Consider the following 14,833-nt stretch of genomic DNA (forward strand, 5'->3'; position numbering starts at 1 on the left):
CCACCGACCACCCCACGAGCCGCCCCCTGCCGCCGCCAGGGCACACGATCCGCGCCGAAGGGGCGACGTGGCGCCACCCACCCCCGGAGAAGTGAGGCGACTTCACCATGGACGTCATCAAGGACATCCTCACCTTCCTGGCCGACAACGTGTTCGGCCAGGTCCCCATCCTGATCGGGCTCATCACCCTCATCGGGCTGATCCTGCAGCGCAAGCGGTTCGAGGACGTCTTCGCGGGCGCGCTGCGCGCCACGATCGGCGTGGTCATCCTGTTCATCGGCGTGGAGGTGTTCGCGGGCGGGCTGACGAGCTTCCAGACCGTCCTCGCCAGCGCGATGGGGACGGAGCCGCCGAAGGCCGACAACACCCTCGCCGACTTCCTCGCCGACCAGGGCGGGACGATCGCGCTGGTCATCACGGTGGCGTTCCTCGCGCACGTGCTGATCGTGCGGATCTTCCCGGCGGCCCGGTACCTGTACCTGACCGGCCACCTGATGTTCTGGATCAGCACGGTCGCGGTCGCGTCGCTGGTGACGATCGCGCCGGGCGCCGACCAGCTCACGCTCGTGCTGTGCGGGGCCGGGTTCGTCGCCGCGTACTGGACCCTCCAGCCGCTGTGGATGCGCCCGCTGATGCGCCGCGTCATGCCGGACGACCGCTTCGGCTTCGCGCACACGAGCTCGCTCGCCTGCCTGATCACCGGCTACGCCGCCCGTCCGCTCGGCAGCCGCGAGAAGCACGACACCGAGAAGCTGAAGCTGCCGCGCCAGCTGTCGTTCTTCAAGGACGTCAACGTCAGCACCGCACTGATCATCTGCGTGATCATGCTGGCGGCGGTCGCGTTCGCCGACGGCGGCGTCGTGGCGGAGGCCGCGGCGGAGATGGACGAGAAGCTGTCCCCGTGGGTGTGGGCGCTGCTGGTCGGCCTCCGGTTCGCCGGCGGCATCGCGATCCTGCTGTTCGGCGTGCGGATGTTCCTCGCCGAGATCGTCCCCGCGTTCAAGGGGTTCAGCGACCGGGTCATCCCCGGCACCCGCCCCGCGCTGGACGCGCCGACCGTCTTCCCCGTCGCGCCGACCGCCGTCATGGTCGGGTTCGTGGCCTCCACCGCGGTGTTCCTCGTCTGCCTCGGCGTGTTCGCGGGCGCGGGGTGGTTCACGCTGGCCCCGCCCATGATCATGCTGTTCTTCGTGGGCGGCGCGGCCGGGCTGTTCGGCAACGTGGTGTCCGGCTGGCGCGGCGCCGTGCTCGGCGGCGTCATCACCGGCCTGATCCTCGCGGTCGGGCAGGCCGTCACGTGGGGCCTGTACGAGCGGACCGCGCCCGAGCTGGCCACCCTCGCCGACCCCGACTGGTACGCGATCGCGTGGCTGCTGGAGGCGGCCGACCCGATCGTCGGCGACCGCTCGGTCTGGCTCGTGCCCGCCGTCGCGCTCGCCGCCACGGTCGTGACGCTGCTGCTCCTCGGCCGGGCCGACAAGCGCAGGGCGGCCGAGGAGGACCCGTCGCCGGAGGGCGACGACAAGGCCCCGGCCACCACCTGACCCCCGTCAACGGAGAGAGGGAACGACATGGCACTGGACCGGCGACTGGAGGTCCTCGCCGTCTGCGGCGTCGGCATGGGCTCCAGCCTGATGCTGAAGATGACCGCCGAGGACGCGCTGCGCTCGCTCGGCGTGGACGCCCGGGTGGAGAACACCGACGTCTCCACGGCGCGCGGGATGACGCCCGACGTGGTGATCGGCCAGGGCATGCACACCGCCGAGATCGCCGGCCTCGCGCCCGTCGTGATCACCGTCAGCGACTTCATGGACAAGGACGGCCTCGAAGCGCGGCTGAGGGAGCGGCTGACCGAGGAGGGCTGGCTGTAGTGGCGGTCGTGACGGCGCAGGGCGCGGCGCGGGCCGCGGACTGGCGGGAGGCCGTCCGCGCGGCGGCCTCCGCGCTGGTCGACGCGGGCGCCGCCGGTGCGGACTACCCGGACGCGTGCGTCCGGGTGGTCGAGGAGAACGGCCCCTACATCGTGCTGACGAAGGGGCTCGCGCTCGTCCACGCCCGCCCGGAGGACGGCGGGCTGGCGGTGGGAGTCGGCGTGACCCGCCTGGCGGCGCCCGTCGGGTTCGGTCATCCCGACAACGACCCGGTGGACCTGCTGCTCGCGTTCTGCACACCCGACCCCGACGCGCACGTCGGGACGCTGTCGGCGCTGGCGCGTGCGCTGTCGGGCGGGCTGGCCGACCGGCTCCGCGCCGAACCCGGTGAGGACGAACTGGTCCGGACCTTGAAGGAGGCCCTGCCCGATGCCTGACGAGACCCGGCGGCTCCCCCACCGGGTGCGGGAACTCCTGGACGACCTCGACGCCGCCTCCGGCGAGGCGATCGGGGCCGCCGCCGCCCTGCTGCTGGAATCGATCGAGGCCGACGGAATCGTGCACGTCGCGGGCGCCGGGCACTCCCTGGCGCTGGTGTGCGAGACGTTCTACCGGGCGGGCGGGCTCGCCGCGGTCCGCCCGATCTGGGATCCCGGTGTCCTCCCGCTCGACGACGCCGTGCGCAGCACCCGCGCCGAGCGGCGGGGCGGGGTCGGCCGCGCCGTGGTCGCCGGCGCCGCCCCCGCCCCGCCCGACGCGGCGGTCGTGTTCTCCACCAGCGGCCGCAACCCCTATCCCGTCGAGATCGCCGCGGAGTGCGCCGCGCGGGACGTGCCGGTGATCGCGGTGACGTCGGCGCGGGCGTCGCGGGGCGCCGCGGCGCGGGCGGACACGACGCTCGCCGACCACGCCCGGATCGTGCTGGACACCCGCGTCCCGCCCGGCGACGTGCTGCACCCTCCGGAGGCGCCGCGCACGGCGGCGGTGTCCACGGTCCTCGCCGCGTACGCGTGGGCGCGCGTCCTCGCCGCCCTCGACGACCTCGCGGTGGAGCGCGGCGTGGAGCTCCCCCGCTGGACCAGCGCGAACGTCCCCGGCGGCGACGAGGTGAACGCGGCGCTGCTGGAGCGCTACCGCCACCGCGTCCCCGAACTCACCGGCGGGTAGCGGCGGGCCCCCGTCCCGCGGCGTTTCACATATTGACCGGCTCGCTCCTTATGACATGATGCGTGGCCACATCGGACGGGAACGAGGAGCGAGATGACGACGAGACCGGCCGGGGACGACCTTCTTGCCGTGTTCCAGCGCGCGGACCTCGGCGGCGACGAGAAGCTCGACCTGATGGAGTTCACCCTCGTCCTCGACGAGCTCGGGCTCGCGTGGACGCGCGCCGAGACGCAGGACAGGTTCGAGAAGGCGGACAGCAACCTCGACGGGTTCATCTCCTACGGGGAGTTCCGCGCCATCCTGGAGTCCCAGGGCTGGGCCGAGGGCCCGCTGCCCGGCGCACGCGCCTGACCCACGGCAGAGCAGTGACGGGCCCGCCGGCCGTTCCGGCGGGCCCGTCCGTCGTCCGGTGGCCCGGGGTCAGACCCTGCGGCCGCGCAGTTCGCGGTACCGGCGGACGAGGGCCGCGGTGGACGCGTCCGGTGTCCCGCCCGGCGGCTCGGCGGAGGTGAGCGCGGGCACGAGGTCCATGGCCATGACCTTGCCGAGCTCGACGCCCCACTGGTCGAAGGAGTCGATGCCCCAGATCGTCCCCTCGACGAACACGACGTGCTCGTACAGCGCGACCAGGGAGCCGAGCGTCTTCGGGGTGAGCTTCGGCGCCAGGATCGTGCTGGTCGGGCGGTTGCCCGGCATGACCTTGTGCGGGACGAGCTCCGCGGGCGTCCCCTCGGCGGCGATCTCCTCGGCGGTCTTGCCGAACGCGAGCGCCGAGGTCTGCGCGAGCAGGTTCGCGGTCAGCAGGTCGTGCATGCCCGCCGTCCCCTCCGCCGGCGGCTCCTCGAACGGCTCGGCGAAGCCGATGAAGTCGGCGGGCACGAGCCGGGTCCCCTGGTGCAGGAGCTGGTAGAAGGCGTGCTGGCCGTTGGTGCCGGGCTCGCCCCAGAAGATCTCGCCGGTCTGCGCGACGACGGGCGCGCCGTCGGCCCGCACCGACTTGCCGTTGGACTCCATCGTGAGCTGCTGGAGGTAGGCGGGGAAGCGCGCCAGGCGCTGGGCGTAGGGCAGGACGGCCCGGGTCTGCGCGCCGAAGAAGTCGGTGTACCAGACGCCGAGCAGCCCCATCACGACCGGCATGTTCTCCTCGAACGGCGCGGCGCGGAAGTGCTCGTCGATCTCGCGGAACCCGGCGAGCAGCTCGCGGAACGCCGCACCGCCGATCGCGATCATCAGGGAGAGGCCGATGGCGCCGTCGAGGGAGTAGCGTCCGCCGACCCAGTCCCAGAAGACGAACATGTTGGCGGGGTCGATGCCGAACTCGGCGACGCGCTCGGCGTTCGTCGACACCGCGACGAAGTGCCGCGCGACGGCGGCGTCGTCACCGAGCCGCTCGACGAGCCACCGCCGCGCCGCCCTGGCGTTGGTGAGGGTCTCCAGCGTGCCGAACGTCTTGGAGCTGACGACGAACAGCGTCTGCTCGGGGTCGAGTCCGGCGAGCTTCCCGGCGATGTCGGCGGGGTCGATGTTGGAGACGAACCGGCAGGAGACGCCGGCGTCCGCGTAGTCGCTGAGGGCCTCGTAGGCCATGGCGGGGCCGAGGTCGGAACCGCCGATCCCGATGTTGACGACGGTGGTGATGCGCTTGCCAGTGAAGCCCGTCCACTCCCCCGAACGGACGCGCCGGGAGAAGTCGGCCATCTTGTCCAGGACGGCGTGGACGTCGCCGGCGACGTCCTGCCCGTCCACGGTCAGGGACTCGCCGGGCGGGACCCGGAGCGCGGTGTGCAGGACGGCGCGGTCCTCGCTGACGTTGATGCGCTCGCCGGTGAACATCGCCTCGATGCGGCCGCGCAGCCCGGCCCGCTCGGCGAGCGCCGTCAGCAGCCGCATCGTCTCGCCGGTGACGCGGTGCTTGGAGTAGTCCAGGAGGAGGTCCCCCGCGGTGACGGTCATGCGGCCGACGCGCCCCGGATCGTCCGTGAAAAGCTCGCGCAGGTGCCGCCCGGCGAGCTCCGCCTGATGCGCCGCCAGCGCGGACCACTCGGGCGACTCGGTGATATCTGACATTGCCTCTCTCATCTCCTCAGGGGCCGGGCGGGACCGATGTCCCCCGGGTGCCGCGCCGCCCCACCGGCGATCATAAATCGACCGCGCGTGACCGTATCAGGGCCCGTCCCCGCCGCGCAGGCGACCGGAGCCGCCGGTAGGGTCGCCCCCGGTGCGAGGCGCAGGAGGTTCCCGGATGGGCGAGGTTTCCATGGAGCTCACGCGGATGTTCGAGCTGACGCCGCTCGGCGGGGACGCCTTCCTCGCCACCTCGCCGCCGGTGGGGCGTCCGCGGCTGTTCGGCGGCCAGGTCGCCGGGCAGAGCCTGCGCGCCGCGTGCCTGACGGCGGGCGGGCGCCCGCCGCACTCCCTGCACGCCTACTTCATCCGCCCGGGGATGCCGGACGAGCCGCTGACGTTCGACGTGTCCCGCACCCGCGACGGCCGGTCGTTCTCGACCCGGCACGTCACGGCGAGCCAGGGCGGGAAGCCGATCCTGGAGCTCATCGCCTCGTTCCACGACCCGGAGGACGGGTTCGACTGGCAGGACGGCGCCCCGGCCGCGACGCCGGGCCCCGAGGGGCTGGAGCCGCTCGCGCTGCCCTCCTTCTTCCGCCACCCGCCGGGGTTCGACGTCCGCGTCGTGAACCCGCCCCCGGAGGGCGAGTGGCCGGTCGCGCACCCGTTCTGGATCCGGGCCGCCGGGCCGGTGGGCGACGATCCGGCGCTGCACGCCTGCCTGATCGCCTACCTGTCGGACATGGGGGTGGTCAGCAGCGCCCGCGGGCCGGGCTCGCCGCGGGACCTGGTCACGGCGGTCTCGCTCGACCACGCGGTGTGGTTCCACCGGCCGCCGCGCGCCGACCGGTGGCTGCTCTACTCGGTCGGCCCGGTCACGAACCACGGCGCCCGCGGCCTCGCACGCGGCACCCTCCACACCGCGGACGGGACGCTGGTGGCCTCGATCGCCCAGGAGGCGCTGCTGCGTCCCGCGGCGGACCCCGGACGGAGCTGACCCGGCCCGCCGCGTAGCCCGGCCTGCGGGAGACGCGCGTTTCCGGGACGGCCCCTCGGGCACCCCCGCTGAGAACAGCGGACATCCAGGGAGTATCCCGACATGACGACGATCGCCACGACCAACCCCGCCACGGGAGAGGTCGAGAAGACCTTCGACGCGCTGGCCGACGAGGAGGTCGACCGGCGCATCGCGCGGGCGGCGGACACGTTCGCCTCCCTCCGGACGACGGGCCTCGGGCAGCGGGCGGAGTGGATGCGCGCCGCGGCCGGCATCCTCGACGGCGAGGCGGACCGGATCGGCGCGATGCTGACCACGGAGATGGGCAAGACGCTGAAGGCCGCCGTCGCCGAGGCGCAGAAGTGCGCCAAGGCATGCCGCTTCTACGCCGGCCGTGCGGAGGAGTTCCTCACCGGCAGGCGTCCGGCCGACGCCGGGGACGTGGGCGCACGCGACGCCTACGTGCGCTACGAGCCGCTCGGCCCGGTGCTGGCGGTCATGCCGTGGAACTTCCCGCTCTGGCAGGTGATCAGGTTCGCGGCGCCGGCCCTGATGGCGGGCAACACCGGGCTCCTCAAGCACGCCTCGAACGTCCCGCAGACGGCCCTGTTCCTGGAGGACCTCTTCCGCCGCGCCGGGTTCCCCGAGGGGGCGTTCCAGACGCTGCTCATCGGCTCGGCCAAGGTGGAGCGGGTGCTGCGCGACCCGCGGGTGAAGGCCGCGACGCTCACCGGGAGCGAGCCCGCGGGACGGTCCGTCGCCGCGATCGCCGGGGACGAGGTGAAGCCGACCGTCCTGGAGCTCGGCGGCAGCGACCCGTTCGTGGTGATGCCGTCGGCCGACATCGAGGCCGCCGCGCGGACGGCGGCGGAGTCCCGGTGCCTCAACAACGGGCAGAGCTGCATCTCGGCCAAGCGGTTCATCGTCGACGCCGACTGCGCCGGCGAGTTCGAGCGGCTGTTCGTCGAGAACATGCGCGCGATGAAGGTGGGCGACCCGATGGACGAGGCCACCGACGTCGGCCCCCTCGTCAGCGAGGAGGGGCGCGCCGGGGTCGAGGAACTCGTCGCCGACGCGGTGGGCAAGGGCGCCGCGGTGCTGTGCGGCGGCGAACGCCTCGACGGCCCCGGCTGGTTCTACCCGCCGACGGTCGTCTCGGGCGTGACGCCCGAGATGCGCATGTACCACGAGGAGGTCTTCGGGCCGGTCGCCTCCCTCTTCCGGGTCGGCGGGGTCTCCGAGGCCGTCGAGGTGGCGAACGCGACGGGCTTCGGGCTCGGCTCGAACGCCTGGACGCGCGACGACGCCGAACGGGAGCGGTTCGTCCGCGAGCTGGACGCCGGGCAGGTCTTCATCAACGGGAAGACGACCTCGTACCCGGAGCTGCCGTTCGGGGGCGTGAAGCGCTCCGGCTACGGCCGCGAGCTGTCGGCCGAGGGCATGCGCGCCTTCTGCAACGCCAAGACGGTGTGGGTCGGCTGACCCGTCTCGCCTGGCCCGGCCGGGAGCTTCCGGCCGGGCCGGTCCGTCCGCGCGGCCCGCCGGTCCGCTCCGTCAGTCCTGCTTGGGGCGCTTGGCGACCAGCGTCAGCACGTCGTACTTGGCGACCGAGGCGCCCTCCTGGTTGGTGACGTCGGTGTCCCAGCGGACCTCGCCGTAGCCGGCTCCCTCGCGCGGGGAGATCTGCTTGGCGGTGAGCGTGACGGTCAGCTCGTCCCCGGGCTTGACCGGGGTGAGGAACCGCAGGTTCTCCAGCCCGTAGTTCGCCAGGACGGGACCGGGGGCGGGGTCGACGAACAGGCCAGCGGCGAACGACACGACGAGGTAGCCGTGCGCGACCCGTCCGCCGAAGAACGGGTTGGCCTTCGCCGCCTCCTCGTCCATGTGGGCGTAGAAGACGTCGCCGGTGAACTCCGCGAAGTGCTCCACGTCGTCGAGGGTCACGGCCCGGGGGCCGCCGACGGCGGTGTCGCCGACGCGCAGGTCCTCCAGGTGCTTGCGGAACGGGTGCTCGCCGGTGACCGTCCGGTCGGTGCCGGGGACCCACCGCCCGGTGATCGAGGTCAGCATGGCGGGCCCGGCCTGCACGGCGGTGCGCCGCATGTGGTGCACCACCCCGCGGATCCCGCCCATCTCCTCGCCGCCCCCGGCGCGTCCCGGGCCGCCGTGGACGAGCGCGGGCAGCGGCGACCCGTGCCCCGTCGACTCCTTGGCGTCCGCGGAGTTCAGCACCAGCAGCCGCCCGTGCCACGGCGCGGTGCCGAGCACCACGTGCCGGGCGAACTCCGCGTCGGCGGTCACGACCGACCCGGCGAGGCTGCCGCGGCCCCGCACCGCCAGCTCGACGGCGTGGTCGGCGCCGTCGTAGGGCAGCAGCGTGCTGACCGGCCCGAACGCCTCGACCTCGTGCGGCTCCGCGCGGGCGGGGTCGTCGGCGCGCAGCAGGATCGGCGACATGAACGCGCCCCGCTCGGCGTCGGCGCCGCGCACGTCCACCCGGCCGGGGTCGCCGAAGACGAGGCGTCCGGCGTCCAGCAGCGCCTTCAGCGAGCGCCGCACCTCCTCCCGCTGGTCCAGGCCGGCGAGCGCGCCCATCCGCACCTCCGGGTCGGCCGGGTTCCCGACCGTCACCTTCGCCAGCCGGTCGCGGACGGCGTCGGCGACGTCGTCGGCGAGCGCGGCGGGGACCAGCGCGCGGCGGATCGCGGTGCACTTCTGCCCCGCCTTGACGGTCATCTCCGCGACGAGCTGCTTGACGTACAGGTCGAACTCGACCGTGCCGGGCGTGGCGTCCGGCCCGAGGATCGAGCAGTTCAGCGAGTCCGCCTCGGCGTTGAACCGGACCGCGTTGCCCACGATCGCGGGGTGGGTGCGCAGCAGCCGGGCGGTGGACGCCGACCCGGTGAACCCGACGATGTCCTGCTCGGTGAGGTGGTCGAGCAGGTCGCCCGGGTCACCGCAGACCAGCTGCACGGTGCCCTCCGGCAGGATGCCGGACTCGACGATCAGCTCGACGAGCCGGGCCGTCAGGTACGCGGTCTGGCTCGCGGGCTTGATCAGGCTCGGCACGCCGGCGAGGAACGCGGGCGCGAGCTTCTCCAGCGGCCCCCACACCGGGAAGTTGAACGCGTTGATCTGCACCGCGACGCCGTGCGACGGGGTGCACAGGTGCTGCCCGACGAACGTCCCGCCCTTCCCGAGCGGCTCGACGTCCCCTTCGATCAGCACCGTGTCGTTCGGCAGTTCGCGCTTGCCCTTGCTCGAATAGGCGAACAGGACGCCGATGCCGCCGTCGACGTCGAACTTCGAATCGCCCAGAGTCGCGCCCGTCCGCGCCGACAGGGCGTACAGCTCCTCGCGATGCTCCCGCAGGTGGGACGCCAGCGCCTTCAGCAGGGCCGCCCGCTGGTGGAACGTCAGCTCCCGCAGCACCGGGCCGCCGACCCTCCGGCCGTACTCCAGCGCACCGCCCATGTCGACGCCCGCCGACGAGATCCGGGCGACCTCGTCTCCGGTGACGGCGTCGCGCAGCGGCACCCCCTCGCCGTCCGGAGCACGCCATGAACCCGACACGTAACTGCGCAGCACGACCACTTGGACCTCCTCGTCCATTGCTCTGAGTCTTCCTGCCACCTACGAGCTTCGTTCACGCCTCGCAGACATGACAGCCGGGACCCGGTGCTTTTGTGTACTCGCACCCCGGCACTTGCGCAGCAAAGAGACAGATCTTGTGGATCTGTCCCGTTCCTGCGTACGCTGCCGGTCATGGTCACGCGCACCCGTATCTCCGCCGAGCTCAACGGGCTGCGCGCCGCCGCCCGCGCCGGGATGATCGGCCCGCTGCCTCCGCGGGCCCTCGCCGCGACGGCGCGGGCGCTGCGGCGGTACGGGCCGCTCGGCGCGGCGACGGCACTGCCCGCGCACCGCTTCCCGGCCCGCACCGGCCTGGTCGACGACCGCGGGAGCCTCACGTTCGGCGAGCTGGACCGGCGCTGCAACGCCCTCGCCAACGCCCTGCTGGCGCGCGGCATCGGCGCGGGCGACACCGTGGGGATCCTGTGCCGCAACCACCGCGGCCTCCTGGAGGCGATGTCGGGGGCGGCGAAGACGGGCGCGTCCGTCCTGTTCCTCAACACCGACTTCGCCGCGCCCCAGCTCCGCGACGCCGCCGCCCGCGAGGGCGTCACCGCCGTCATCCACGACGAGGAGTTCGCCCCCGTCGTGGCCGGCCTCGGCATGCCCCGCTTCACCGAGGCCGACCTGGACGACCTCATCGGCGGGGCGGACGGCGCGCCGCCGCCCGCCCCGCCCCGGCACGGCTCCATGGTGATCCTCACCAGCGGCACGTCCGGGCGGCCGAAGGGCGCGCCGCGGGCGCAGTCCCGGTCGATGGCGCTGCCCGGCGGCATCCTGTCGAAGGTGCCGTTCCGCGGCGGGGAGCCCATGTTCGTCGGGCCGCCGCTCTTCCACGGCCTCGGGCTGACCTCCGCCGTGCTCGCGCTGGGGCTCGGGTCGACACTGGTACTGCGCCGCCGGTTCGACGCGGCCGGCGTTCTCGACGACCTGGAGACGCACGGCTGCGCGTCGCTCGTCGCCGTCCCGGTCATGCTGAGCCGGCTCCTGGCCGTCCCCGGCGCGGACACGCGCGACCTGTCCCGCCTCAGGGTGGTCATGACGGGCGGCGCGCGGCTCGACCCCGATCTCGCGAACCGCGTCCTGGCGGCGTTCGGGCCGGTCCTCTACAACTTCTACGGCTCCACCGAGGCGTCCTGCATCACGATCGCCACGCCGGACGACCTGGCCGCCGCGCCCGGCTGCGTCGGCCGCCCGCCCGCGGGGACCACCGTGGCGATCCTCGGCGACGACGACCGCCCCGCGGCGCCCGGCGCGACCGGCCGCGTCTTCGTCGACACCCCGGCCCGGTTCGGCGGCTACACCGGCGGGGGCGGCAAGGAGGAGGTCGGCGGGCTTATGGCGGTCGGCGACCTCGGGCACCTCGACGGGGACGGCCGGCTGCACGTCGACGGCCGCGCCGACGACATGATCGTGTCGGGCGGCGAGAACGTCCACCCGGGCGAGGTCGAGGACCTCCTCGCCGCCCACCCCGGCATCGCGGAGGCCGCCGTCACCGGCGTGCCCGACGCCGAGTTCGGGCACCGCCTGCGCGCGCACGTGGTCCGCGCCGCCGGCGCCGCCCTGACGGAGGACGAGGTCAAGGGACACGTCGCCGCCAACCTCGCCCGGCACAAGGTCCCCCGCGACGTGGTCTTCCTCGACCGGCTGCCCCGCAACCCGGCGGGCAAGGTCGTCAAGCGCGCCCTGGGCTGACGCCGCCCCGCCGCACCCGCCCGGACCGGGCATGCGGTGCCGCGCCGCCGCTGGGATACTCCGGGCCATGACCTATGCGGCGGACAGTGAGCGGTACGAGCGGATTCCCTACCGGCGGTGCGGGCGCAGCGGGCTGCGGCTCCCGGCGATCTCGCTGGGCCTGTGGCACAACTTCGGCGACGACCGGCCGCTGGAGGTGCAGCGGGCGATCCTCCGGCGCGCGTTCGACCTCGGTGTCACGCACTTCGACCTGGCGAACAACTACGGGCCCCCGTACGGCTCCGCGGAGCTCAACTTCGGCCGGATCCTGCGGGAGGACCTGCGGTCGTACCGGGACGAGCTGATCATCTCCACGAAGGCCGGCTACGACATGTGGCCGGGTCCCTACGGTGAATGGGGGTCGCGCAAGTACCTGCTGGCCAGCCTCGACCAGTCGCTGAGCCGGATGGGCCTGGACTACGTCGACATCTTCTACAGCCACCGCTTCGACCCGGAGACGCCGCTGGAGGAGACGATGGGGGCGCTGGACACGGCCGTCCGGTCCGGGAAGGCGCTCTACGCGGGGATCTCCTCGTACTCGGCCGAGCGGACCGCGGAGGCCGCGGCGATCCTGCGCGAGATGGGGACGCCGCTGCTGATCCACCAGCCGTCGTACTCGATGCTCAACAGGTGGATCGAGGGCGGGCTGCTGGACACGCTGGACCGGGAGGGCGTGGGCTGCATCGCGTTCTCGCCGCTGGCGCAGGGGATGCTGACCGGCAAGTACCTCGGCGGCATTCCCGAGGGGTCGCGGGCGAGCAAGGGCACGTCGTTCTCGTCGAGCCTGCTGACCGAGGAGAACGTCCGGCACGTCCGGCGGCTGCACGAGATCGCCGAGGGGCGCGGCCAGACCCTCGCGCAGCTAGCCCTGGCCTGGTCGCTGCGCGACGGCCGGGTCACCTCCTCGCTGATCGGCGCGAGCAGCGTCGGCCAGCTGGAGGAGAACCTCGCGGCGCTGAACCGGCTGGACTTCACCGCGGACGAGCTGGCCGCGATCGACCGGGACGCCGTCGAGGCGGGCGTCAACATCTGGGCGGCCTCCAGCGCGGGCTGACCGCCGCACCCGTGCATCGACCGGGCAGGACGGGGCACGAGCACCGCATGGACGAGATGACGTTCGCGAGGTGACCCGTGTCCCCACCCGACCGGAACGACCCGGATCAGAACGGCCCCGGCCGGAACGGCGGAGCGGCTCCCGAGTGGCGTGACCCGGAGTGGCGCGGCCCCGGCTCGCGGGGCCGCTACCGGCACGGGCAGCCGAGCGGCGGCGAGCCGCTGACCGCCCGTAGCCCGCTGCGGCTGCGGGCGGTCCTGTCGGCCGTCGCGCTGGTCCTGGCGGTGGGCGCCGCGATCGTCTTCACGGTGACCGCGGACGGCGACGGGGCCTGGGCCGCGGCGGCCATCTGCGCGGTGGTCGCCGTCATCGCCGCCGTCGACCTGGTCGTGATCGCCCGGCGGGCCCGCATGTGACGCGCGTCAGTAGTCCGTGAGGCGGGCGCGCGCCGCCTCCACCGCGGGCGGGACGGGGCGGCGCGCGCGGGCCACCGCGGGCAGCGCGCGGGCGGCGTCCGCGAGGCCCGCGCGGCCGTCGCGGGTGCCCAGCGCGGCCGCGGCGGCGCGGGCGACCGCCGGCAGCGGGCGGCGCAGCCACGCGGTCAGCACCCGGTTGCGCGCCTCCCTGCGGCGGCGGCCGGCCGGGTCGCGGCCCACCGCGGACGGGTGGTGGTGGACGACGAGCTCGGGCACGTAGGCGAGCCCCCATCCGGCCGCGGCCAGGTCGAGGGCGAGGAGCTCCTCCTCCCCGCCGAAGTGCAGGACCTCCGAGAAGCCGCCGACGCCGAGGAACGCCTCCCGCCGGACGACGACCGAGCAGGCGAGGAACCCGAGGATCGCCGGGCCGGGCAGCCCGTCCGGCCGGCCGAGCGGCGCGCGGGCCATCTCCGCCGAGACCGGCTCGGGCCGCTCGTCCGCGCCGACGAGCACGCGGGCGGCGAGCAGCGCCGTCCGCGGGTGGGCGTCGAGGATCCGCACGGCGCGGTCCAGGGCGCCGGGGGCCCACCAGGAGTCGTCGTCGGCGAACGCGACGTAGCGGGTCGAGGCGTGCCGGGCGGCGACGGTGCGGGCCGCGGCGCCCAGGTTGCGCGGCAGCCGCAGCACCGTGGCGCCGGCCTCCGCGGCGACGGCGGCCGTGCCGTCGGAGGAGGCGTTGTCGGCCACGATCACCGGGGCGGCGTGCCGCGCGAGGCTGCGGCGCAGCTCCGGGGCGCGGTCGCGGGTCGCGACGAGGACGGTCACATCGGGCACGGGCGGCTCCCTAGCTCACGTAGCGGCGGGCCTTGGACTCCCGCTGGGACGCCTCCAGGCACCGGAGCCGGTCTTCGACGTCCGGTGGCAGCGTCCGGCGCTCCCGCGCCACCCAGGCCAGCCCCGCGGCGGCCTCGGCGAGCGCGGCGGCCGTGACGCGGTCGCGCGGCAGGGTGCGCAGCAGCCCGGCCGTGCGCCGCGCGGCGGCGGGCAGCGGGCGGCGCAGCCAGGTGAACCACAGCGTGTTGCGGATGCCGTGGCGGCGCCGCAGGTGCGGCTCGCGCAGCCGGGACGGCTCGTGGTGCACGACGACGTCCTCGGCGAAGCACAGCTGCCAGCCGAGCGCCATCAGGTCGGCGCTGAGCAGCTCCTCCTCGCCGCCCAGCCACAGCCGCGCGGAGAACCCGCCCGCCTCGCGGAACGCCTCGGCCCTCACCATGGACGCCCCGGCGAGGAACGAGCCGAGCGCGGGGCCGGGGAGCCACGGCGGCCCCGGGACCGGCGAGTGCCGCAGCTCCGGCACGATCGGGTCCTCGCCGCCGCCGGGCTCGACCAGGATCCGCCCGGTGACCACCGCGAGCCGCGGGTGGGCGTCGAGCAGGTCCGCGGCGCGGGACGGGGCGTCCGGCTCCCACCAGGTGTCGTCGTCCCAGAACGCCACGTACGGGGTGCGGACGTGGTCGACCGCGAGATTGCGGGCGACGGCGCCGAGGTTGCGCGGGGAACGGATCAGCCGGATCTCCGGGAATTCCGCCGCGACGGCGTCGGGGGTGCCGTCCCGCGACGCGTTGTCCACCACGATGACCGGGGGCCGCTCCGCGACCTTCCGGGTGCGCGCGAGGGAGGCGAGCAGCGAAGGCCGGCGGTCCCGCGTGATCACTACGACGGTGCTGCGCATATTCGGCGAGTACCCGCAGTTTTCGGCTCCATGTCGGCAACTCATGTTCTTCCTGGCAGTTCGCCTACTAGCACTTTTTCGGACTCCAGTGTTTAGCGGCACCGTTACCGGCAATGCCGAAATCACCTATAGGGGATTTGCTCTCGCAACACCCGCCAAAGAGCC

14 protein-coding genes are annotated in these 14,833 nt (G+C 74.1%); 10 read left to right on the forward strand and 4 right to left on the reverse strand.

Annotated elements, in window-relative coordinates; all coding sequences use genetic code 11:
* Nucleotides 1-107 precede the first annotated feature (107 nt).
* The 5 genes from E1289_RS19830 to E1289_RS19850 all read left to right on the forward strand — a co-directional run bounded on the left by E1289_RS19830 (nucleotide 108) and on the right by E1289_RS19850 (nucleotide 3,389).
* Nucleotides 108-1,544, forward strand: coding sequence for a PTS ascorbate transporter subunit IIC (locus E1289_RS19830; RefSeq protein ID WP_131982267.1), 1,437 nt, complete (start codon nucleotides 108-110; stop codon nucleotides 1,542-1,544).
* Nucleotides 1,545-1,571: 27 nt separating this feature from the next.
* Nucleotides 1,572-1,871 carry a PTS sugar transporter subunit IIB gene (locus E1289_RS19835; RefSeq protein ID WP_131982269.1) on the forward strand — a complete coding sequence of 100 codons (300 nt, stop codon included), beginning with the start codon at nucleotides 1,572-1,574 and terminating at the stop codon, nucleotides 1,869-1,871.
* Complete coding sequence (locus E1289_RS19840) at nucleotides 1,871-2,308, forward strand: PTS sugar transporter subunit IIA (protein WP_165970550.1); 438 nt, start codon at nucleotides 1,871-1,873, stop codon at nucleotides 2,306-2,308. The genes E1289_RS19835 and E1289_RS19840 overlap by 1 nt, the downstream gene beginning before the upstream one ends.
* Nucleotides 2,301-3,038: a sugar isomerase domain-containing protein gene (locus E1289_RS19845; RefSeq protein WP_131982271.1), complete on the forward strand. Its 738-nt coding sequence runs from the start codon at nucleotides 2,301-2,303 to the stop codon at nucleotides 3,036-3,038. Before E1289_RS19840 ends, E1289_RS19845 begins: the two co-directional genes overlap by 8 nt.
* Nucleotides 3,039-3,131: 93 nt before the next feature.
* Nucleotides 3,132-3,389 carry an EF-hand domain-containing protein gene (locus E1289_RS19850; protein WP_131982273.1) on the forward strand — a complete coding sequence of 86 codons (258 nt, stop codon included), beginning with the start codon at nucleotides 3,132-3,134 and terminating at the stop codon, nucleotides 3,387-3,389.
* A 69-nt stretch (nucleotides 3,390-3,458) separates the two neighbouring features.
* On the opposite strand, the gene pgi is transcribed toward E1289_RS19850, so the two are convergent.
* Nucleotides 3,459-5,105: a glucose-6-phosphate isomerase gene (gene pgi, locus E1289_RS19855; RefSeq protein ID WP_207929043.1), complete on the reverse strand. Its 1,647-nt coding sequence runs from the start codon at nucleotides 5,103-5,105 to the stop codon at nucleotides 3,459-3,461.
* 175 nt (nucleotides 5,106-5,280) lie between these two features.
* Here pgi and E1289_RS19860 point away from each other — a divergent pair, with 175 nt between their 5' ends.
* Together E1289_RS19860 and E1289_RS19865 are read left to right on the forward strand one after the other, a co-directional pair.
* Nucleotides 5,281-6,099 carry an acyl-CoA thioesterase domain-containing protein gene (locus tag E1289_RS19860; RefSeq protein ID WP_131982277.1) on the forward strand — a complete coding sequence of 273 codons (819 nt, stop codon included), beginning with the start codon at nucleotides 5,281-5,283 and terminating at the stop codon, nucleotides 6,097-6,099.
* A gap of 102 nt (nucleotides 6,100-6,201) precedes the next feature.
* Nucleotides 6,202-7,581 (forward strand): NADP-dependent succinic semialdehyde dehydrogenase, encoded by a 1,380-nt coding sequence (locus tag E1289_RS19865; protein WP_131982279.1) that lies wholly within the window; start codon nucleotides 6,202-6,204, stop codon nucleotides 7,579-7,581.
* 72 nt (nucleotides 7,582-7,653) lie between these two features.
* Here the strand turns inward: E1289_RS19865 and paaZ are convergent, their stop codons facing one another.
* Complete coding sequence (gene paaZ / locus E1289_RS19870; protein ID WP_207929044.1) at nucleotides 7,654-9,711, reverse strand: phenylacetic acid degradation bifunctional protein PaaZ; 2,058 nt, start codon at nucleotides 9,709-9,711, stop codon at nucleotides 7,654-7,656.
* Nucleotides 9,712-9,864: 153 nt separating this feature from the next.
* On the opposite strand from paaZ, the gene E1289_RS19875 reads away from it, so the two are divergent.
* The 3 genes from E1289_RS19875 (at nucleotide 9,865) to E1289_RS39045 (ending at nucleotide 12,936) form a co-directional block, all read left to right on the forward strand.
* Nucleotides 9,865-11,427, forward strand: coding sequence for an AMP-binding protein (locus E1289_RS19875; protein ID WP_131982281.1), 1,563 nt, complete (start codon nucleotides 9,865-9,867; stop codon nucleotides 11,425-11,427).
* Between the two features lie 67 nt (nucleotides 11,428-11,494).
* Entirely contained in the window at nucleotides 11,495-12,520 is a 1,026-nt protein-coding gene (gene mgrA / locus E1289_RS19880) for an L-glyceraldehyde 3-phosphate reductase (RefSeq protein WP_131982283.1), read from the forward strand.
* A gap of 77 nt (nucleotides 12,521-12,597) precedes the next feature.
* The gene (locus tag E1289_RS39045) at nucleotides 12,598-12,936 is read left to right on the forward strand and encodes a DUF6343 family protein (RefSeq protein ID WP_207929045.1); all 339 of its coding nucleotides are present in this window, start codon (nucleotides 12,598-12,600) and stop codon (nucleotides 12,934-12,936) included.
* 6 nt (nucleotides 12,937-12,942) lie between these two features.
* On the opposite strand, the gene E1289_RS19890 is transcribed toward E1289_RS39045, so the two are convergent.
* Nucleotides 12,943-13,770, reverse strand: coding sequence for a glycosyltransferase (locus E1289_RS19890; RefSeq protein WP_131982285.1), 828 nt, complete (start codon nucleotides 13,768-13,770; stop codon nucleotides 12,943-12,945).
* 10 nt (nucleotides 13,771-13,780) lie between these two features.
* Entirely contained in the window at nucleotides 13,781-14,668 is an 888-nt protein-coding gene (locus tag E1289_RS19895) for a glycosyltransferase (RefSeq protein WP_207929046.1), read from the reverse strand.
* Nucleotides 14,669-14,833 lie beyond the last annotated feature (165 nt).

Origin of the sequence: Actinomadura sp. 6K520, from assembly GCF_004349245.1 — a bacterium.
Classification (GTDB): Bacteria; Actinomycetota; Actinomycetes; order Streptosporangiales; family Streptosporangiaceae; genus Spirillospora.